The sequence below is a fragment of the Pseudonocardia sp. genome, assembly GCF_025465255.1.
Taxonomy (GTDB): domain Bacteria; phylum Actinomycetota; class Actinomycetes; order Mycobacteriales; family Pseudonocardiaceae; genus Pseudonocardia.
Genome location: NZ_JAODNI010000206.1, coordinates 89604 through 110030 on the forward strand (window position 1 = coordinate 89604; position 20427 = coordinate 110030).

The 20427-nt window shown below is 73.0% G+C and carries 18 protein-coding genes; 5 read left to right on the top strand and 13 right to left on the bottom strand.

The genetic code is table 11. From position 1 onward, the window contains the following. Positions 1-161: 161 nt before the first annotated feature. Positions 162-1586 carry a type I glutamate--ammonia ligase gene (gene glnA / locus JWP64_RS25455; protein ID WP_297502129.1) on the bottom strand — a complete coding sequence of 475 codons (1425 nt, stop codon included), beginning with the start codon at positions 1584-1586 and terminating at the stop codon, positions 162-164. A 142-nt stretch (positions 1587-1728) separates the two neighbouring features. On the opposite strand from glnA, the gene JWP64_RS25460 reads away from it, so the two are divergent. Next, positions 1729-2199 (top strand): RDD family protein, encoded by a 471-nt coding sequence (locus JWP64_RS25460; protein WP_297502132.1) that lies wholly within the window; start codon positions 1729-1731, stop codon positions 2197-2199. A 56-nt stretch (positions 2200-2255) separates the two neighbouring features. On the opposite strand, the gene JWP64_RS25465 is transcribed toward JWP64_RS25460, so the two are convergent. The 4 genes from JWP64_RS25465 to JWP64_RS25480 form a co-directional block, all read right to left on the bottom strand. Further along, positions 2256-3248: a hypothetical protein gene (locus JWP64_RS25465; protein WP_297502135.1), complete on the bottom strand. Its 993-nt coding sequence runs from the start codon at positions 3246-3248 to the stop codon at positions 2256-2258. A gap of 280 nt (positions 3249-3528) precedes the next feature. Next, positions 3529-4257 carry a DUF4191 domain-containing protein gene (locus JWP64_RS25470; RefSeq protein WP_297502138.1) on the bottom strand — a complete coding sequence of 243 codons (729 nt, stop codon included), beginning with the start codon at positions 4255-4257 and terminating at the stop codon, positions 3529-3531. A gap of 17 nt (positions 4258-4274) precedes the next feature. Then, a complete protein-coding gene (gene lipA, locus JWP64_RS25475; protein WP_297502141.1) occupies positions 4275-5279 on the bottom strand; it encodes a lipoyl synthase in 1005 nt (334 codons plus the stop codon). Between the two features lie 10 nt (positions 5280-5289). Next, on the bottom strand, positions 5290-6213 hold the full coding sequence (locus JWP64_RS25480; protein ID WP_297502144.1) for an oxidoreductase: 924 nt from the start codon (positions 6211-6213) through the stop codon (positions 5290-5292). Between the two features lie 24 nt (positions 6214-6237). Here JWP64_RS25480 and JWP64_RS25485 point away from each other — a divergent pair, with 24 nt between their 5' ends. After that, positions 6238-7170, top strand: a complete 933-nt coding sequence (locus tag JWP64_RS25485; protein WP_297502146.1) for an LLM class F420-dependent oxidoreductase — start codon at positions 6238-6240, stop codon at positions 7168-7170. A 414-nt stretch (positions 7171-7584) separates the two neighbouring features. On the opposite strand, the gene lipB is transcribed toward JWP64_RS25485, so the two are convergent. From lipB to lpdA, 4 genes are all read right to left on the bottom strand, one after another. Continuing rightward, a complete protein-coding gene (gene lipB / locus JWP64_RS25490; RefSeq protein ID WP_297502148.1) occupies positions 7585-8322 on the bottom strand; it encodes a lipoyl(octanoyl) transferase LipB in 738 nt (245 codons plus the stop codon). A gap of 217 nt (positions 8323-8539) precedes the next feature. Next, on the bottom strand, positions 8540-9430 hold the full coding sequence (locus JWP64_RS25495) for a TIGR01777 family oxidoreductase (RefSeq protein WP_297502150.1): 891 nt from the start codon (positions 9428-9430) through the stop codon (positions 8540-8542). 164 nt (positions 9431-9594) lie between these two features. Next, complete coding sequence (gene sucB, locus JWP64_RS25500; protein ID WP_297502152.1) at positions 9595-11391, bottom strand: 2-oxoglutarate dehydrogenase, E2 component, dihydrolipoamide succinyltransferase; 1797 nt, start codon at positions 11389-11391, stop codon at positions 9595-9597. A 50-nt stretch (positions 11392-11441) separates the two neighbouring features. Then, entirely contained in the window at positions 11442-12824 is a 1383-nt protein-coding gene (gene lpdA, locus JWP64_RS25505; RefSeq protein ID WP_297502154.1) for a dihydrolipoyl dehydrogenase, read from the bottom strand. A gap of 211 nt (positions 12825-13035) precedes the next feature. Between lpdA and JWP64_RS25510 the strand changes: the two genes are divergently transcribed. Further along, positions 13036-13377, top strand: coding sequence for an oxidoreductase (locus tag JWP64_RS25510; protein ID WP_297502168.1), 342 nt, complete (start codon positions 13036-13038; stop codon positions 13375-13377). Between the two features lie 280 nt (positions 13378-13657). On the opposite strand, the gene JWP64_RS25515 is transcribed toward JWP64_RS25510, so the two are convergent. Both JWP64_RS25515 and JWP64_RS25520 read right to left on the bottom strand, forming a co-directional pair. After that, complete coding sequence (locus JWP64_RS25515; RefSeq protein WP_297502156.1) at positions 13658-14494, bottom strand: SDR family oxidoreductase; 837 nt, start codon at positions 14492-14494, stop codon at positions 13658-13660. 95 nt (positions 14495-14589) lie between these two features. Beyond that, the gene (locus JWP64_RS25520; protein WP_297502170.1) at positions 14590-16068 is read right to left on the bottom strand and encodes a leucyl aminopeptidase; all 1479 of its coding nucleotides are present in this window, start codon (positions 16066-16068) and stop codon (positions 14590-14592) included. Between the two features lie 163 nt (positions 16069-16231). Here JWP64_RS25520 and JWP64_RS25525 point away from each other — a divergent pair, with 163 nt between their 5' ends. Both JWP64_RS25525 and JWP64_RS25530 read left to right on the top strand, forming a co-directional pair. Beyond that, positions 16232-17569: a hypothetical protein gene (locus JWP64_RS25525; protein WP_297502158.1), complete on the top strand. Its 1338-nt coding sequence runs from the start codon at positions 16232-16234 to the stop codon at positions 17567-17569. Between the two features lie 55 nt (positions 17570-17624). After that, entirely contained in the window at positions 17625-18719 is a 1095-nt protein-coding gene (locus JWP64_RS25530; protein WP_297502160.1) for a branched-chain amino acid aminotransferase, read from the top strand. 39 nt (positions 18720-18758) lie between these two features. Here JWP64_RS25530 and JWP64_RS25535 read toward each other — a convergent pair whose 3' ends face one another. Continuing rightward, positions 18759-19511, bottom strand: a complete 753-nt coding sequence (locus JWP64_RS25535) for an adenosylcobinamide-GDP ribazoletransferase (RefSeq protein ID WP_297502162.1) — start codon at positions 19509-19511, stop codon at positions 18759-18761. A gap of 4 nt (positions 19512-19515) precedes the next feature. After that, positions 19516-20427: nicotinate-nucleotide--dimethylbenzimidazole phosphoribosyltransferase (locus JWP64_RS25540; RefSeq protein WP_297502164.1), on the bottom strand; the 912-nt coding region annotated here is incomplete at its 5' end.

The following is a 20427-nucleotide window of genomic DNA, read 5'->3' on the forward strand; positions in this document are numbered from 1 at the left end:
TCCTGCCCGTCGAAGCCCGGAAAGGGTGACGGCCCGGCATCCCCCTGAGGGGGATGCCGGGCCGTCACCGGGCGAGACCGTCCGATCGCGCGATCCGACCGCTCACAGCAGGTCGGATCGCTCTTCGCCGATCGGACGTCGAAGTACGCCGACGCCCACGATCAGACGTCGTAGTACAGGGCGAACTCGTAGGGGTGCGGGCGAAGACGCAGCGGGTCGATCTCGTTCTCCCGCTTGTGGGCGATCCAGGTCTCGATGAGGTCCGGGGTGAACACGCCGCCGTCGAGCAGGTAGTCGTGGTCCTCCTCGAGCCGGTCGATGACCGCGTCGAGGCTGGCCGGGACCTGCGCGATGTCCTTGAGCTCCTCCGGCGGGAGCTCGTAGAGGTCCTTGTCGATCGGGGCCGCGGGCTCCGTCTTGTTCTTGATCCCGTCCAGGCCGGCCATCATCATCGCGGCGAACGCCAGGTACGGGTTGCCGGACGAGTCCGGGCAGCGGAACTCGAGGCGCTTGGCCTTCGGGTTGTTGCCCGTCAGCGGGATCCGGATGCAGGCGGAGCGGTTCCGGGCCGAGTAGACCAGGTTGACCGGGGCCTCGAAGCCGGGGACCAGGCGGTGGTAGGAGTTCACCGTCGGGTTGGTGAACGCCAGCAGCGACGGCGCGTGGTGCAGGATGCCGCCGATGTAGTAGCGCGCCAGGTCCGACAGGCCGCCGTAGCCGGCCTCGTCGTGGAACAGCGGCACGCCGTCCTTCCACAGCGACTGGTGGGCGTGCATGCCCGAGCCGTTGTCACCGAAGAGGGGCTTCGGCATGAAGGTGACGGTCTTGCCGGCGTGCCAGGCGGTGTTCTTGATGATGTACTTGAAGAGCATCACGTCGTCTGCGGAGTGCAGCAGCGTGTTGAACTTGTAGTTGATCTCGGCCTGGCCGGCGGTGCCCACCTCGTGGTGGCCGCGCTCCAGCTCGAACCCACTGTTGATCAGGTTCGTGGCCATGTCGTCACGCAGGTCCGCGTAGTGGTCGACCGGCGGGACCGGGAAGTAGCCACCCTTGAAGGGGACCTTGTAGCCCAGGTTGCCGCCGGCCTCCTCGCGGCCGGTGTTCCACCAGCCCTCGACGGAGTCGATGTGGCTGTACTGCTGGTGCGGGTCCGACCCGAACCGAACCGAGTCGAAGATGTAGAACTCGGCCTCGGCACCGAAGTAGCAGGTGTCCGCGATGCCGGAGGCGGCGAGGTACTCCTCGGCCTTGCGGGCGACGTTCCGTGGGTCACGGCTGTAGGGCTCGCCGGTGATCGGGTCGTGCACGAAGAAGTTCATGTTGAGCGTCTTGTGCTTGCGAAACGGGTCCAGGCGGGCCGTGGCGGGGTCCGGGAACAGCGCCATGTCCGACTCGTTGATCGCCTGGAAACCGCGGACGGACGAACCGTCGAACGCGATGCCACTGTCGATGAAGTCCTGATCGAACGCCGTGGCGGGGACGGTGAGGTGCTGCATGACGCCGGGCAGGTCGCAGAACCTGATGTCGACGTACTCGACCTTCTCGTCCGAGATGTACTTGAGTACCTCTTCGGAGTTGCTGAACACGCTCACTGGCTCCTTCGTTCGGTCTTCACGATCGTGGCGACGCTATGACCGTGCTGTTGCCCGTCGGTCACTTGTGTGTTTCACAGGCGTTAACGGGCCGGTGCAGAGGTGCTTGTCACTCAGGCCGCATAGGCTAGAGCCCATGGCCCGCTGGCACGAGTCCTGGCTCCCCGGATCACCCGTCGATCCGGACACACCCGCTGCGGACGGCCACCCCGGGGCGAAGTTCGGCCTGCCTCGGGAAGGCGTGGGGGCGACCGTCGGCTTCGGCCGCCGGCTCGGCGGGGTCGCGATCGACTGGATGATCGCCTACGCCCTCGCCCTCTTCTTCTCGGGCCTCGACGCGCTCGGCTCCTCGAGCCTCGGCTGGACCGTCTGGCTGGTCTGGTTCGCGCTCACCGCCCTGCCCACGGCGATCTTCGGCATGACGCCCGGGATGGTCGCGCTGGGGATGCGGGTCGCCCGGGTGGACATGGCCCCGCTGGTGGGACTGCCGCGGGCGCTGCTGCGGACATTGCTGCTGGGGATCGTGGTGCCCCCGATCGTCCGGGACGACGACGGGCGGGGCTGGCACGACCGCGCCACCAGGACGATCGTGATCCGCACCCGCTGAGCCTCTGCGGCGCTTGGGTCGGCCGGCGGCTTCCCGGTGCTTGAGTGGCTCAAGCGTCAGGCAACGCTGCTCGAGCCACTCGAGCGGCGGGCATCGGGGCGCCACAGCTCCGTCCGTACCCGAGGCCGTGGGCTGCGGGCCGCGTTCGCGTGGGCGCGCATCAGCTCGTCGAGTACCTCGGCCCGCTCGGTCCGCAGCCGCGACGGTCTCGTGTGGATCACCGGTATGCCTTCCGCGGCGAAGCCGGACTGCCGGCGGGTGTCCCGGTCGTGGGCCTCGGGGTCGAGGTGCCATTCCCGGGAGTCGATCTCCCAGACGAGGCCGATGTCGTCCCACCAGGCGTCGGCGACCCCGATCAGCCGCCCGTCGGCACGTCGGACCCCGACGTTCCACTGCGGCGCGGGCAGCCCGCTACGGAGGACGAGGCGGCGGGCCCACGCCTCGGCTGTCGAGCGGACGCCGTCCGTGACCTCCTCGAGCACACTGCGGGCGAGCGCGGTGTAGGGCCGCTGGACCTGGGCCAGTTCGATCGCGAGCTCCGCCGGCGTGCAGAGGCCGCGCTGGATCGCGCCGGCGAACAACGCCCGCACCGCGTCAGCCTCACACAACGGCACTGTGGCGTCGACGAGTGCGCGTGCGACCGGAGCGAGCGGCAGGCCGTCCCGCACGACCGGGACGGGCATCCGGCGGGTCCGGATCACGATGAAGAGGGTGGTGCCGCTGACCTGGCGCTCGTTCGGAACCAGGAGATGCAGCCGGTCGTCCGGTGGCAGGCCCCGGATGCCGTACAACCGCGCCGCCGCGACCCCGGTGATCACGCATGGGTCCCCGCAGCGGAGGAGCGCGGCGCGGGCTCGTTGCCGAGGGGTGATCTGGCCGTCGGAGAGGACGATGATGCCGCGGACCGGGGATCGCCACGGCCCGCCGGCCTGGCAGGCGCGAGTGATTGCGGACGCGGACAGACCGACGTCGAGGAGATCCTTCCGGGTCGCGACGCCGGCGGGGAAGAGCGCGCGGAGACGGTCACGGTCGGCTCGGGAGAGACGCATGAGCCCAGCGTCGGGCATTCCGGGCGGAAGCCGTGACGATCTCCCCGAGGCCTGTGGACAACTTCGTTCCGAACGCCCGGAGAAGGCCTCATGTGGACAACTCGGCTGCACCGGGCCGGTGGAGACGGCGGCGCTCGAGAGGCTCAGGCAGCGCAGAGTGGCGCTTGAGCCACTCGAGCGGCGGATCGGAGACCGGCCTCCGCCGCTCGAGTGGCTCAAGCAGCGCTCGTTGACGCTTGAGCCACTCGAGCACCACCGGCCCCGCGGCCGCCCGACGCGGTCAGCGGCGGCGGACCGTCCTCTGGACGCTTCGCATCTTCGCCCCCGGGGGCAGCGGGCCCTTCGGCATCGCCGCCGCTCGCGAGCCCAGGGAGTTGAGCCTCGCCTCGAGGCTGTCCATCTCGTTCGCGTTGATGTTGCGCGGGAGCTTCATCAGGTGGCGCTGCAGCGCCTTGAGGGGGATCTGGCCCTCCTCGTTGCCGACGCTGATGTCGTAGATCGGGGTCTTGCCGGCGACCCGCGCGGTGCGCTTCTTCTCCTGCGCGATCAGGCTCTTCACCCGGTGCGGGGCGCCCTCGGCGACCAGGATGATGCCCGGCCGGCCGATCACGCGGTGCACGGCGTCGAGGTGCGTGGTGCCCGCGACGCCCTGGGTGACCCGCCACTGCCCGCGCAGGTTGTCCAGCGCCCAGCCCGCCGCACCCGGCTGCCCGTCCGCCTTCTTGTAGACCGACGACTGCACCCGCCGCCCGAAGATACTGAACGCCGCCAGCGCGCCGATGACGACGCCGAACGGAAGGAAGATCCATTCGAGGTCGAAGATCAGGCCGATGCCGAAGGCCACGACGACGGCGAGCACCAGCACGCCGATCATCAGCGGGAGCAGCGCCTTGTCGTCCTTGCGCTGCATCTGGAAGGCCTGCCAGATCTGCGAGCGGCGCTCCTTGGAGGCCGCTCGCTTCTCCGCCTTCAGGCGCTTCTGTGTTTCCTTGTCGGGCTTGCCGGCCATGTGGGCCAGGATACGGCCTAACCGTGCGCGAGCAACGAGCGCGCCTCCTGGGCCGCCGCACCCTCCGACGCCAGGTGCGCCAGGTTCGGCGAGAGCTCCTCGCCGCGGTGCGCGACGGTCTGCGCGTACAGCCGCCCGGCCCGGTACGACGACCGCACCAGCGGCCCGGCCATGACGCCTGCGAAGCCCATCTTCTCGGCCGCGTCGGAGTGTTCGACGAACTCCTCCGGCTTCACCCAGCGCTCGACGGGGTGGTGGCGCTTCGACGGCCGCAGGTACTGCGTGATGGTGATGATCTCGCAGCCGGCGTCGTGGAGGTCCTGCAGCGCGGCGGTGACCTCCTCGGGGGTCTCGCCCATGCCGAGGATCAGGTTCGACTTGGTGACGAGCCCCGCCGCCCGAGCCTTGGTGATCACGTCGAGGGAACGCCCGTAACGGAACGCCGGGCGGATCCGCTTGAAGATCCGCGGGACCGTCTCCAGGTTGTGCGCGAGCACCTCGGGGCGGGAGCCGAACACCTCGTCGAGCTGCACGTCGATCGAGTTGAAGTCCGGGATCAGCAGCTCGACGCCCGTGCCCGGGTTCAGCGTGTGGATCTGGCGGACCGTCTCGGCGTAGAGCCAGGCGCCGCCGTCGGGCAGGTCGTCCCGGGCCACGCCGGTGACGGTCGAGTACCGCAGGCCCATCGTCTGCACGGACTCCGCGACCCGCCGCGGCTCGTCGCGGTCCAGGTCGGCGGGCTTGCCGGTGTCGATCTGGCAGAAGTCGCACCGCCGCGTGCACTGCTCACCGCCGATGAGGAAGGTGGCCTCGCGGTCCTCCCAGCATTCGTAGATGTTGGGGCAGCCCGCCTCCTCGCACACCGTGTGCAGGCCGCCGGAGCGGACCAGTCCCTTGAGCTCGGTGTACTGCGGGCCGGTCTTCGCCTTCGTCCGGATCCACGCCGGCTTCCGCTCGATCGGGGTCTCGCTGTTGCGGACCTCGAGGCGGAGCATCTTGCGACCTTCGGGTGCGACCGTCACGCCGTACAGGCTACGCGGCGGGATCGGGCCGGACCGACGTGAGATCGGCCGTTACCGCCCAGAGGGACCGCGCGGTTCCCGGGTCCTGCGCGGCGGCACTCCGCCGGGCGGGCGCGGGGAAGCCCCGGGTCTCGGCCGGACCGCCGGGGCCGATGTAGTCCCCTCCCCTCACGCCGTCGGCGAACCCGGCGTTGAGCTGGGGAAGTACCCCGCGCTCGACGCTCTGGGTCGTCAGCGCGTTGAACGGCCCGGCGAGCATCCCGGCGAGCCGGCCACGCCGGCGCAGCGAGTTGCCGAGCAGCTGGGTGTTCGTGAGCCCGGGATGCGCGGCGACGGAGATCACCGGATCACCCGCGGCCCGCAACCGCCGGTCCAGCTCGGCGGCGAAGAGCAGGTCCGCGAGCTTCGACGCGCTGTAGGCCCGGTCCGGGCGGTACGCGCGGCGCTCCCAGTTCAGGTCGTCGAGGTCGAGCGACCCGCCCTGGTGCGCGAGGCTGGCCAGCACCACCACCCGCGACGGCCGGTCGGCGGTCCCCGCGGCCCGCAGTGCCGGCATGAGCAGCCAGGTCAGCGCGGCGTGTCCGAGATGGTTCGTGCCGATCTGCAGCTCGAACCCGTCGACCGTCCTCAGGTACGGCGTCCCCATCACGCCCGCGTTGTTCATCAGCACGTCCAGCCTGTCGCCGGTGCGCTCGCGGACCTCGGCGGCCGCCTTACGGACCGACGACAGATCGGCCAGATCCAGCTCGACGACCTCGACGCCGTCGGGTGCCACCGCGCGCCCGCGGGCGGTGTCCCGCGCGGTCATCAGCACCCGCGCGCCGGTCCGGGCCAGCGCGCGGACCGACGCCTCGCCGAGCCCGGACGTCGCGCCCGTGACGAGCACCGTCCGTCCGGTGAGATCGGGCAGGTCTGCGGTCGTCCAACGGTTCATGGCCACCCAGGCTAGCGTGGCCACGTGGACCTCCGGATCTTCACAGAACCTCAGCAGGGCGCCTACTACGACGATCTCCTCCGGGTGGCGCGGGCGGCCGAGGACAGCGGCTACGACGCGTTCTTCCGCTCGGACCATTTCCTCGCGATGGGCGACGCCAGCGGCGAGCCCGGTCCGACGGACGCCTGGATCACCCTCGCCGGCCTGGCCCGGGAGACGTCCCGGATCAGGCTCGGCACGCTCGTCACCTCGGCGACGTTCCGGAATCCCGGACCGCTCGCCATCGCCGTCGCGCAGGTGGACCAGATGTCGGGCGGGCGCGTCGAGCTCGGCCTGGGCGGGGGGTGGTTCGAGGCCGAGCACAAGGCCTACGGCCTGCCGTTCCCGCCGCTGGCTGAGCGGTTCGAGATCCTCGCCGAGCAGCTCGAGGTGATCACCGGGCTGTGGCGTACGCTGCCGGGCGATCGGTTCAACTTCGCCGGGAAGCACTACACCGTCACGGACTCCCCGGCGCTGCCCAAGCCGGTGCAGCAGCCCGCACCGCCCGTGATCGTCGGCGGACACGGCAAGAAGAAGACGCCCGCCCTCGCGGCCCGGTTCGCGGACGAGTTCAATGTCGCGTTCTCGTCGGTGGACGAGGCGGCCGCGCAGTTCGGGCGGGTCGACGCGGCATGCGCCGAGATCGGCCGGGACCCGCAGGAGATCGTCCGCTCGGTCGCGCAGGTGATCTGCGTGGGTCGCGACGACGCGGAGGTCGCGCGGCGGGCGCTGGTCCTGGGCCGCGAGGTCGACGAGCTGCGGGAGAACGGCCTGGCCGGGACCCCTGCAGAGGTCGTCGACAAGCTGGGCACCTGGCGGGACCGGACCGGTGCCACCCGCGTCTACCTGCAGCTCCTGGACCTGGCGGACATCGACCAGGTCGAGCTCGTCGCATCGGAGGTCCTCCCGAACCTGTGAGCAGGAAACCTCGCTAGAACGAGGTTCCACGCGCACAACCCGAGGTGAGCTGCGGAAACGGTCACGCGCGGAACTGGCCCGGCACGTCCGCCGCGGCCGTCAGCAGGACCAGCGCCGGGACCACCGCCTTGCCGTCGACCCGGTGGGCGAGCACAGCCGTGCGCGGCTCGTCGTCCGCGCGTGAACCGCGGTCAAGGCGGTCGTGGACGCGGAGGACCCGATCGGGCTCCTGGCCTCCGGCGCCCCCGCGAACGAGTACGACCCGGAGATCCGTGACCCCGTGAAGTTGGTCGCGTCCGGTGAACGCCGGACGCGCGGAGCTGGGCCGCTCCTCCGACGTGGATCCGCGGATCGTGCGGGAAGCCCGGTCGTGCGCGGAAAACCTCGCCCGGGCGACGTTTCCGCGCACAGGCCTCAGCGGAGCTGCAGGTCCAGGCCGGGGACGGAGTCGGTCCACTTCGCAACGACGTGCTCGCGCACCGGCAGGGTGCCCTCGATCGCGGCGAGGACGGCCTCGGTGACGGGGGCGAGGACGTCGTCGGTCGTGACGTCCCGGCCCAGCTCGTCGGACAGCGACGTCACACCCGCATCGGCGATGCCGCAGGGGACGATCCGGCCGAACGCGGTCAGGTCCGGGTTGCAGTTCAGCGAGAAGCCGTGCAGCGTCACGCCGCCCTGGATCCGGACGCCGATCGCGGCGATCTTGCGCTCGAGGCGGGTGGCGTCGCCGGGGAGCCAGACGCCGGTGCGGCCGTCGACCCGCCCGGCAGCCCGCAGACCGAGGGCGTGACAGACGCTGATCAGGGCTTCCTCGAGGCGTCGGACGTAGTCCACGACGTCCATCGGCTCGGTGAGCGCGACGATCGGGTAGCCGACGAGCTGGCCCGGGCCGTGCCAGGTGATGCGGCCACCGCGATCCACGTCGACGACGGGGGTGCCGTCGGTCGGCCGGTCCTCGGGCCGGGTGCGCTTGCCCGCGGTGTAGACCGACGGGTGCTCGAGCAGCATCAGGACGTCCGGACCGGACCCGTCGCGGCGGGCTTCGGCGTTGCTGCGCTGGACGTCCCAGGCGGTGACGTAGCCGACGGTGCCGAGGGTGTCGACGCGCACCGGGTTCACCGAGCGGCGACACGACGTACCGGGGTTGGGCATCGGCCCAGATTACGCCCGCGCTCCCGGGCATCGCCTCGTCATGGACGTCACGCGGATCCAGGGGCTGTGCTCGGCGCCGCACGCCGGTTCGCGACCGTTCCGAGCGCCCCACCGCTGCGCTCGCGCACGACCGTGTCACGGTGGACGCGATCGTCCCGGCCCGGACCTCCCGCGATCCCGGCCCCGACGGCCGTGACGTCGACGGACGACACCGGACTCAGCTCCCCACCGCCGCGGCGAGCGCGTCCGGCAGGCTGTGGTGGCGGAACTGGAAACCCGCGTCGAGCAGGGCCTTCGGCACCGCGCGCTGGCCCGAGAGCAACATCTCCCGACCCATGTCGCCGAGCACTGTGCTGACCACGAAGGCCGGGATGACCAGCGGTGCCGGCCGGCCGACGGCCTCGGCCAGCTGCGCGGTGAAGGTGGCGTTGGTGACGGGTGCGGGGCCGGTGACGTTCACCGGGCCGCGGACCGCGTCGTTCTCGACGGCGAAGCGGATGGCGCCGACCTCGTCGTCGAGGGAGACCCAGGGCATGTACTGCGTGCCGTCGCCGATCCGGGCGCCGAGGAAGGTCTTCCAGACGGGCTTCATGATCTGCAGCAGGCCGCCGGAGGGGGACAGGACCAGCCCCGTGCGCAGCGTGACGACCCGCGCGCCGGCGTCGACGGCCGGTGTGGTGGCCGCCTCCCAGTCCCGGCAGAGGTCCGCGAGGAACCCCCGCCCGGCGGGCGCGGACTCGTCGATCTTCTCGTCGCCGGTGTCCCCGTAGTACCCGACCGCGGACCCGCTGACCAGCGCCGGCACTCCCGCCCGGGCGACGGCGGTGGCGAGGACGTCCGTGGGGACGACCCGGCTGTCCCGGATCGCCTGCTTCCGCGCGCCGCTCCACGGCCGGTCCGCGATGCCGACCCCACCGAGGTTCACGACCGCGTCGACGCCGTCGAGCGTGCCCTCGTCGATCGTCCCCGACGGCGGGTCCCAGCCGCGTTCGTCCGGCGCGGCGGGTGCGCGCCGCACCAGGCGCAGGACCTCGTGCCCCGCCTCCCGGAGCTGGGCGACCAGGGCTGTTCCGATGAGACCGGACGAACCGGCCACCACGACTCGCACCCGTCCGATCCTTGCCGAACGGGCCGGTCGCCGCGACTCGGGCCCCGGAATGCACGACGGTTCCCGGGAGGCACAGCGGCGGGCAGGGGCGAACCCCTGCCCGCCGTGGCGGAACCGGTCGTGCGCGGAAATCGTCGCCCTGGCAACGAGTTCCGCGCACGGGCCTACAGGCCCAGCTCGGCCTCGAACGCACCCTCCTCGAGGCGGGCCTTGATCGCGCTGACGAAACGGCCGGCGTCCGCGCCGTCGACGATGCGGTGGTCGTAGGTCAGCGGGAGGAAGCAGACCGAGCGCACGGCGATGACGTCCTCGCCGTCCGGGCCGGCCACGACCTTGGGCTCCTTGACGATCGCGCCGGTGCCCAGGATGCCGACCTGCGGCTGGTTGATGATCGGCGTGTCGAACAGCGCGCCGGCGCTGCCGATGTTGGTGATCGTGAAGGTGCCGCCGGAGAGCTCGTCCGGGCCGATCTTGTTGGCCCGGGTGCGCGCCGCGACGTCCGCGATCTTCTTGGCCAGCCCGGCGAGGCTCAGGTCGTCCGCGTTCTTGATGACCGGGACGAGCAGGCCGCGCGGGGTGTCCACGGCGATCGCCAGGTGCACGGCGCCGTGGTACTCGACCTGCTTGCCGTCCTCGGTGATCGAGGAGTTGACGGCCGGGAACGCCTTGAGCGCCTCGACGGTCGCCTTCGCGAAGAACGGCAGGTAGGTGAGCTTGACGCCCTCGCGGCGCTCGAATTCCGCCTTGGCCCGGGCGCGCAGCTTCGCGATCCGGGTGACGTCGACCTCCTGGACGGTGGTCAGCTGCGCCGAGACCTTGAGCGACTCGACCATCCGCTGGGCGATGATCTGCCGCAGGCGCGGCATCTTCACCGTCGTGCCCGGCTGCGGCGCGTTGTCCGCGCGCGCCGGGACGGTGGTCGGCTGCTTCGGCGCGCTGCTCGGCGCCGCGGCCGCGGCCGGCTCCGGAGCGGCGGCGGGAGCCTCGGGCTCGGGGGCCTTGGCGGACTCGGCGGCCGCGAGCACGTCCTGCTTGCGGATGCGGCCACCGACCCCGCTGCCGGTCATCGAGTCCAGGTCGACGCCGTGCTCGGCGGCCAGCTTGCGGACCAGCGGGGTGACGTACGGGGCGCCACCGGAACCGTTGCCGTCGCTGCTGGGGGCGGGGGCCTCCTCGGCCCGGGCGGAGTCCTCGACCGCGGGCTTCGCCGGCTCGGGAGCGGCCTGCTCCTCCTTGACGGGCTCCTTCGGCGCCTCGGGCTCGGGCGCCTTCTCCTCCGCCTTCGGAGCGGGCTCGGGCTCGGGCGCGGACTCGGCGGGAGCGGCGTCCGCGTCGCCGACGAGGGCGAGCCGGCCGCCGACCTCGACGGTCTCGTCCTCGGCGACCGAGAGCTCGAGGACGGTGCCGGCGACCGGCGACGGGATCTCGGTGTCGACCTTGTCCGTGGACACCTCGAGCAGCGGCTCGTCGACCGCGACGGTGTCCCCGACGGCCTTGAGCCAGCGGGTGACCGTGCCCTCGGTGACGCTCTCGCCCAGCTCGGGCATGGTGACCGGGGTGGCGTCGCCGCCATCGGACCCCGTCCCGGCCTTCGGCTTCTCGGCGGGCCGGTCCGCGTCCGCGGAGGGCTCCGGCTCGGTCTCCGCGACCGGCTCGGGCTCGGGCTCGGGAGCCGGCTCCTCCGCGGCCTCCGAGGAGGAGCCCGAGGAGTCGCCCGACCCGGACCCGTCGCCGATGACGGCGAGCTCGGCGCCGACCTCGACCGTCTCGTCCTCGGCCGCGACGATCTTCTGCAGGACGCCGGCGGCCGGGGACGGGATCTCGGTGTCGACCTTGTCCGTCGAGACCTCGAGCAACGGCTCGTCGACCTCGACGGCGTCGCCCTCCTGCTTGAGCCAGCGGGTGACGGTGCCCTCGGTGACGCTCTCACCGAGAGCGGGCATCTGGACGGAGAAGGCCATGTCGGGTCGGAGCTCCTAGTTCGACGTGCGGGTGTGCGGTCTTCGCGGCGTCAGCCGTGCGAGTGGAGGGGTTTGCCCGCCAGCGCGAGATGTGCCTCGCCGAGCGCCTCGTTCTGGGTGGGGTGGGCGTGGATCAGCGGCGCGACGTCGTCGGCCTGGGCTTCCCAGTTGTAGACGAGCTGGGCCTCGCCGATCAGTTCCCCGACGCGCGCGCCGACCAGGTGCAGGCCGACGACCGGTCCCGGGGTGTCCTTGCTGCCGGCCTTGACCAGCTTGATGGCGCCGGAGGTCTGCAGGATCTGCGACTTGCCGTTGCCGCCGAGGTCGTAGGTCAGGGTCTGGATCTCGCCGTAGCGCTCCTTGGCCTGCGCCTCGGTCAGGCCGACGGACGCGACCTCGGGCTCGCAGTAGGTGACGCGCGGGATGCCGGCCTCGTCGATCGGCCGCGGCTCCAGCCCGGCGATGTCCTCGGCGACGAAGATGCCCTGGCCGAAGCCGCGGTGCGCGAGCTGCAGCCCGGGCACGATGTCCCCGACGGCGTAGACGTCCGGCAGGTTGGTGCGCAGCCGCTCGTCGGTGAGGACGAAGCCGCGCTCCATGGCGACGCCGGCCTCCTCGTACCCGTGGCCGGTCGTGTTCGGACCGCGGCCGACGGCGACGAGCAGCAGGTCCGCCTCGAGCTCCTCACCGGACTCGAGCGAGACGGTGACGCCGTGGTCCGTCTGCTTGGCGCCGGTGAACTTCACCCCGGTCTTGGGGGTGATCTTGCGCTTGCGGAAGGCGCGTTCGAGCTGCTTGGAACAGAACTCGTCCTCGTTCGGGACGAGCCGGGGGAGCGCCTCGACGACCGTGACCTCGGCCCCGAAGGACCGCCAGACGGACGCGAACTCGACGCCGATCACGCCGCCGCCGAGGATGACGACCTTCTGCGGCACGTCCTCGAGCGTCAGCGCCTGGTCCGAGGTGATGACCCGGCCGCCGATGTCCAGGCCCGGCAGGCTCCGCGCATACGAGCCGGTGGCCAGGACGACCTTCTTGCCGACGTACCGGGTGCCGTCGACCTCGACGGCGTTCGGGCCGACGAACGTCCCGGCCCCCTCGACGAGGTCGATCTTGCGCGAGGACACGAGCCCCTGCAGACCCTTGTAGAGCCGGCCGACGACGCCGTCCTTGTAGGCGTTGACCCCGGCCATGTCGATGCCGATCAGCTGGGACAGCACACCGACCCTGGCGCCGTCCCGGGACGCGTCCGCGACCTCGGCGGCGTGCAGCAGGGCCTTGGTCGGGATGCAGCCGCGATGCAGGCACGTGCCGCCGAGCTTGTCCTTCTCGACCAGGACCACGGACATCCCGAGCTCTGCTGCGCGCAGCGCGCACGCGTAGCCGCCCGATCCACCGCCGAGGATCACCAGGTCGGCGTTCTGCTCGGGCACGTCGTTCTCCTCCGGACGATCACTTCCGGTACGGCGTGATCACGCCACCGGCGCCCCGAACACCGGGTACGGCGGGCGGGGCGGCCCCATCTTGTCATCACGGGATCTCTCGTGGGGGGCGAGGCCCGTCGCCGAGTCCGGGAGAAATTCCGGCGGCCCGCACGTTGGGTCCTTCGAGGAGCGTCCGCTCCGGACGGGGATGGGAACCATGATGGGCCTGTTCAGCAGGATGCGCGGCGGTCGCGGCACGGGCCGGACACGCGGCGACGACGCGGAGCACCTCCGCGCGTGGGCGGCGACGCACGAGGGTGTCGAGGCGTTCGTCGAGCCCCGGACGGCTGTGACGGAGACGACCATGATCCTCGTCGCCAAGGACGGCGAGTGGACGCGACGGCGGGTCTCCGGCCCCGACGGTGCCCGCAAGCTGGCCCGGTCGCTGAAGATCCCGGTCTACGACGCGGAGATCGTCGGCTACCCGAAGCGCATGCGGGACCACGACGCGCGACAGCGGATCCTGCGGGACCGGGAGCGCCGCCGGGACCTCGGAGCCTGAGCCCGCATCCCGGCCCGCAGCGCGCCGGGGTCACGCGCGCGAGGTTGGACGGCGCGTGGGCTGGGCGCCGGGTGGGCGGCCGCCGCCCTATGCGAGGGAAGTGGTGCGACGCGCGCGGCCGACCGTGCGCGTGGGGCTGGAGGCTGCGCGAGGACGGGCGCCGTTCCGGCCTCCGACAGCTACGCGCGCGAAGTGATGCGACGCGTGCGGCCGATCGCGGGCGTCGAGCAGGACGGCGAGCGTCGGCACGAACGCCGCCCCGCGCCTGCTCGACCCCCCGTCAGCCCCGCCGGAGCCGGCGCGATCCCACCGCCCGGATGGCGGGCTCCAGGCGCATCAGCGGGCCCGGGGCCAGGGCGGAGAGACGCATCATCACCCCGCGCCAGGCGGGCACCGTGCGGTACACCCGGCTCGTCCCGAACATCCCGACCAGTGCCGTCGCGACCTGGTCCGGGGTCAGCAGCACGCCGCTGCGGACCAGCGCTTTCGCCTGCCCGTCCGGCGCCATGCCGTCGAGCAGGGCCGTGCCGACGCCGTCGGGGCAGATCGCGTGGACCCTGATCCCGTCGCCGCGCAGCTCGGAGCTCAGGGACGTCGCGAGGGACAGGACGCCCGCCTTCGTCGCCGCGTAGAGGGACAGCCCCGGCACCGGGCCGAGCCCGGAGAGCGACGCCGTGATCGCCAGCTCGCCGCCCGGGATGCCCTCGACGGCCTGCTCCCGGAACGCCGCGATCGCCGCGCGGGAGCCCCAGACCGGCCCCATCAGGTTGACGTCGACGAGCGCCCGGACGTGCTTCTCGTCCAGCTCGGCCAGCGCCCCGTCGAACCCGACGCCCGCGTTGCTCACCCACGCCCCCAGGGGCGCGAGCTCCCGGGCCCGGGTGGCGACGGCGTGTGCGCCGTCGGGATCGGTGACGTCGTAGGCGATGCCCGCCGCCGCCCCGATCCGCTCCGCGGTGGCCGCCGCGGCCTCGCCGTCGACGTCGGTGACCAGCACCCGGTACCCCCGACCCACCAGCTCGCGGGCGATCGACTCGCCGATCCCGCGCGCCGCGCCGGTGACCACGGCGGAGCGGGAGTCGGCAGGGACCTGGTGCAGGACACGACGTCGGGTCATGCGGCTCAGGTTACCGATCGGTAGACCGGGTTGTGCGCACCGAGGTCGTGCGCGGAAGGCGTCGCCGGAACAACGTCATCCGCGCACAGGCGGCGTCAGCCGTTGGCGGCGATGTCCTCGAGGAGCGCCAGCAGCGTGCGGACGGGGGTGCCGGTGCCGCCCTTTGGCGTGTAGCCCCACGGGCCGCCGGTGTTGAAGGACGGACCCGCGATGTCGATGTGCGCCCACGGCAGGTCCTCGGCCACGAACTCCCGCAGGAAGACCCCCGCCGCGAGCATCCCGCCGAACCGGTTGCCCGTGACGTTGGCCAGGTCCGCGACGCGCGAGTCCAGCTCGCCCCGCAGGTGCTCCGGCAGCGGCATCGCCCAGGCGTCCTCGCCGACCGAACGGCCGAGCGCGGCGACCCGGTCCCGCAGCTCGTCGCTGCCCATGATCCCGGCGGTCCGGGTGCCCAGCGCGACCATCTGCGCGCCGGTCAGCGTGGACGTCTCGACCAGGTAGTCCGGCTCGTCCTCGGCGGCGCGCACGATCGCGTCCGCCAGGATCAGCCGGCCCTCGGCGTCGGTGTTCAGCACCTCGACGGTCTTGCCGCCGTACATCGTCAGCACGTCGCCGGGCCGGTAGGCGGTGTCCGACGGCATGTTCTCGGCCATCGGCACGGTCGCCGTGACGGCGACCGGCAACTCCAGCGTCGCGGCCAGCACGGTCGTCGCGATGACGGCCGCGGCGCCGGACATGTCCGACGTCATGTGGTCCATCCCGGCCGCGGGCTTGATCGAGATGCCGCCCGTGTCGAACGTGATCCCCTTGCCGACGAGCGCGACCTTCTTCGCCGGCGTCGCCCCGCCGGACCAGCTCAGCCGGACCAGCCGGGGCTTGCGCGACGATCCCTGGCCCACCCCGAGCACGCCGCCGAACCCGGCCTCGGCGAGTGCGTCGTCGTCCAGCACCTCGACGTCCAGGCCCGCGGCCTCGCCCAGCTCCTTCGCCCGCGCGGCGAACGTCTCGGGGTAGAGCGCGTTGGGCGGGGTGTTGATCAGGTCCCGGGCCGTCCGGACGGCGTGCGCCACGGCGGCGGCGTGCCGCAGGACCTCGAGGCCGTCGTCACCGCCGGCGGAGCTGAACTCGACCTGCGCGACCGGCTTCTTCCCCGCCTCCGGGTCACCCTTGAACGCGGTGAAGCGGTAGGCGCCGAGCAGCGTGCCCTCGGCCGCGGCCGTGAGGTCGACGGCGCCGAGGGTGCTGACCACGCGTCCGGACCCGGCGAGCGCGCGGGCCACCGCACCCGAGGCGCGACGGACCTGGTCACCGTCGGGGGTCCCGTTCTCCGCCGGACCGAGCCCGACCGCCACGACGAGCTTCGCGGCGACCGCCCCGCGGGACGGGACCTTGACGACCTCCTCGGCCTTGCCGGACGCGCCGGCGAGGTCCAGCAGGGCGGCGAGCTCTCCGTCGAAGGCCGCGTCGACCTCCTCGGCACCGGCCACGAGAACCGGGTGCCCGTCGTCCTCGCCGGGCAGCAGCCCGACGATCACGGCGTCGGCCTCGGCCGCAGCGGGGGAACCGACGACCAGACCGACCTCGGTCGCGGACGCGGAGACGGACGTGGTCACGGGGAACTCCTCTGCTCGGGCGGGACGGTATGTCGCACGCAACGTCGCGGCGAGACCTCTTCGAAATGCTAATGACACCGTCACGGGGCCGTTTCCGACAGGGTCGGATGCGACAGTGGTGTCCGTGGCAACGACCCTGGGCCGACGGCTGGGCACCGCGGACGCGGTCGTCCTCGGGCTGTCCGCCGTGCTGGGGGCCGGGATCTTCGCCGTGTTCGCGCCGGCGGCCGCGGTCGCCGGTCCGTGGCTGATGCTGTCGGTGGTGCTGGCGGCGGCCGTCGCCGGATGCTGCGCGGCGTCCGCGGCGGACCTGGCGGCGTCCCGCGAGGGCGAGACCCGGGACCACGACGTCGGCTACGACGCCGCTCGGGAGCGCTTGCATCCCGCCGTCGGCCGGCTCTGCGGCGTCGCCCACCTGACCGGCGAGATCGCGGTCGCCGCGGCCGCCGCCGGGATCTTCGGGACCTACGTCCTGCCCACGCGGCCGCTCGTGGTCGCCATCGTCGTGATCGTCGTGATGACCGCGTTGAATCTGTTCAGCGTGCGGCCGACCCCGCGGGCGGCGTGGTCGTTGGTCGGCGGCATCGGTGCGGTGCTGCTGGTCGTGGTCGTCGTCGGACTGCTCGGCCCGGGGGGTGCCGGGACGCCGTCGGTGTCCGCCGCGACGGACCAGCCGGTCTCGATGTCCCCGGGGCTGCTGCCGATCACCCGTGAGCTGGGCGTGTTCACGGGGGCGGGACTGATCTTCTTCGGGTTCGCGGGCTTCAGCCGGGTCGTCGGGCTGGGGGAGGAGCTGCGCGCCCCGACGCGGACCCGTGGCCGCGCCATCGCGATCGTCATCGGCATCGCGACGGCCGCGTACCTAGCGGTGTGCGGGGCGCTGCTCGTCGGGCTCGGGACGGACCGGCTCGCCGTCGAGCGCTCCCCGCTCGTCGCGCTCGTCGACACGGGGCGGGCCCCCGCGCTGGGCGTGCTCGTGCGGATCGGCGCGGCCGTCGCCGCCGGGTCGACGCTGCTCGCGGTGCTCGCCGCCGTCGCCGCGACGACCGCCGCCATGGCCGTGCGCGGGGACCTCCCGCGGATCGTCGCGCGCCGCTGCGGCAGCGGCGCGGCCTGGCGGGCGGACATCGCCGGCATGGTCCTGGCGATCCTGGTCGTGGTGCTCGCCGGCACCTGGGGCGCGATCGCGCTCGCGGCGTGCGCCCTGCTCGTCGACTTCGTCGTGGTGCACCTGGCCGCGCTGCGGCTGCCTCGGGCGGGCCGGACCTGGCGGATGTGGCTCGCCGGCGTCGGGGTGGTGCTCTGTGGGTTCCTGGCGCTGAGCATGCCTCCGCGGACGGTGCTGATCACGGCGTGCGCGATCGGCGGCGGCTGGCTGCTGACGACCGCGGTCTCGCTGCGCTCGCGGCGCGCCGAATCGCAGGACGGGCAGGCGGCGGCGCCGGACGAACGGGCCGCCTGAGTTGCTCCGTCAGGGGTGGCGCGCCCGCCGCCATCCGGGTTGTACCGTCTCGGTCATGAGCGTGTCCTTCACCCACACCGCCAATCCCGCCCCGGTCTCGGACTCCCGTCGCGCGGAGATCCTGGCCGAGCCGGGTTTCGGTCGGTACTTCACCGACCACATGGTGACGATCAGGTGGACGGCCGCGCAGGGCTGGCACGACGCGCAGGTGGTCCCCTACGGCCCGATCGCGCTGGACCCCGCGACGATGGTCCTGCACTACGGCCAGGAGATCTTCGAGGGACTCAAGGCCTACACCCAGCCGGACGGGACGATCTCCTCGTTCCGCCCCGAGGCGAACGCGGCCCGCTTCCGGCAGTCCGCGGCGCGCCTGGGCATGGCCGAGCTGCCGGACGAGCTGTTCATGGCGTCGCTGACCGAGCTGCTGGACGTCGACCGCGCGTGGGTGCCGCCGGCGGGCGGTGAGGAGTCGCTCTACCTGCGGCCCTTCATGATCGCGACCGAGGTCGGGCTGGGCGTGAAGCCCGCCGACGAATACCTCTACGTCCTGATCGCCTCGCCCGCCGGCGCGTACTTCCCCGGCGGTGTCAAGCCCGTCGACGTGTGGCTGTGCACGGACTTCACCCGCGCCGCCGTCGGTGGGACGGGCACGGCGAAGTGCGGCGGGAACTACGCCGCCTCGTTGCTCCCGCAGGCTCAGGCCGCCGCGCACGGCTGCGCCCAGGTCGCCTACCTCGACGCCGCGGAGAAGAAGTGGGTCGAGGAGATGGGCGGGATGAACCTGTTCTTCGTCCTCGGTTCCGGGGAGGACACCGAGCTGGTGACGCCGGAGCTGTCCGGAAGCATCCTCGAGGGCGTCACCCGGGCGTCGCTGCTGGTGCTGGCCAAGGAGATCGGCTGCCAGGTGTCCGAGCGCAAGATCTCGGCGGCGGAGTGGCTGGAGGGCTGCGCCGACGGCCGGATCACCGAGGTGTTCGCCTGCGGCACGGCGGCGGTCATCACGCCGATCGGGAACGTCAAGCACAACGACGGCCAGGTCCGGGTCGGGAACGGCGAGCCCGGCCCGGTCACCACTCGGCTGCGCGCCCTGCTCACCGACATCCAGCGCGGCAAGGGCACGGACACCCACGGCTGGATGACCGCCCTCTGACCTGTGCGCGGGAAACCTCGCCAGAACGAGGTTTCTCGCTCACAACCCCGGTTGAGCTGCGGAAACGGTCACCAGTACCACGGTGACGGCCAGCTCGGACGCCGCGCCGAGGACGTCGCCGGACATCCCGCCGAAGCGGCGCGCCGTGTGCCGGGACAGCCCGATCACGACGGCCGCGGCGAGGCCGACGGCGATCACCCCCGGCCACCGGGCCGGGACGAGCAGCGTGCCGAGGCCGGCCAGGACCAGCCACCAGAGAGGCGCGACCCAGGCCGGCTGCGACCCCGCGACCGTCGCTCCCAGCCCGCCCGGACGCGCCGCCGGGATCCCGCGCCGGGCGACCCATGCGAACCCGGACCGCCCGACGGCCCCGGCGAGCGCGGTGCCGCCGACGAGCAGGCCGGGCGGCAGGGAGGCGAGCGCGGCCGCCTGGGACCCGATCACGACGATCAGCGTCACCACCGCGAACGGCCCCGCCCCGCCGTCCTTCATGACCGCCAGCGCCCGCTCCGGCGGGCCGTAGCAGCCGAGCCCGTCCGCGGTGTCCGCCAGGCCGTCGAGGTGCATTCCCCGGGTCGCCAGACCCAGGAACCCGACGGCGAGCAGCCCGCCGACCAGCGGCGGGACACCCAGCACGGTCAGTCCGAGCAGCAGCGCGCCCGCAGCCGCGCCGAGCGCCCCGCCCACGAGCGGGGCCCAGCGCAGCGCGGCCGCCGCCGTGCCCGCCAACGGCTCCCCGGCGCGGACGGGCAGCACGGTCAGCCAGCTCAGCGCCAGCGCGAGCCCGCGCACCGGCTCAGCCCGAGACGGCGCGCACCGGCACGATCCCGGCCGCCTCCGCGGTGACGGTGTCGCCGAGCAGCCGCGCCGCCATCTGCAACAGGGGGACGACGGCGACCGCGCCCGTCCCGTCGCCCAACCTGACCTGCAGGTCCAGCACCGGGACGAGCTGCAGGTGCTGCAGCACGAACGTCATCGCGGGCTCGGGGGAGATCTGCGCGGCCAGCCACCAGGCACGGGCGCCGGGGGCCAGCTCGTCCGCCAGCAGCGCGGCGGCGCCGACCACGAGGCCGTCGAGCAGCACGGGGGTGCGGCGCAGCGCGGCCTGCACGAGGAACCCGGTCAGCACCGCGAGGTCCGCGCCGCCGGCCGTCCGCAGCAGCCCCAGCGGCTCCTTCGACACCGGCCGGGCCCGGCGCAGCGCGTCCCGGATCGCGGCGCACTTGCGCATCCACGCCCCGTCGCCGATCCCGCTGCCCCGCCCCACGACGGCGACGGGTTCGGCCCCGGTCACGGCCGAGACCAGCGTCGACGCCGCGGTCGTCGCGCCGACCCCGAGCGAGGCCGGGATCAGCAGGTCCGCACCGGCGTCGACCTCCTCGTCCGCGAGCCCGCGGCCGATCCGGAACGCCTTGTCGGTCTCCTCGGTTGTCAGCGCGTCCTCGCGGTCGATCCGGCCGCTGCCCCGGCGCACCCGGTGCCGGCCCTGGCCGGGGAGGAGCTCGGCGTCCAGCCCCGCGTCGACGACCCGGACGGACACCCCGGCGACGGTCGCCGTCACCGAGACCGGCGTGCCCTGCTCGAGGGTCGCGGCGACCTGCTTGACCGTGACGTCCGGCGCGTACGCGGACACCCCGGCGGCGGCGATCCCGTGGTCCGCCGCGACGACGACGGCCCGGGCCCGCGCGGGCGGCCGCGGCGGGCACGC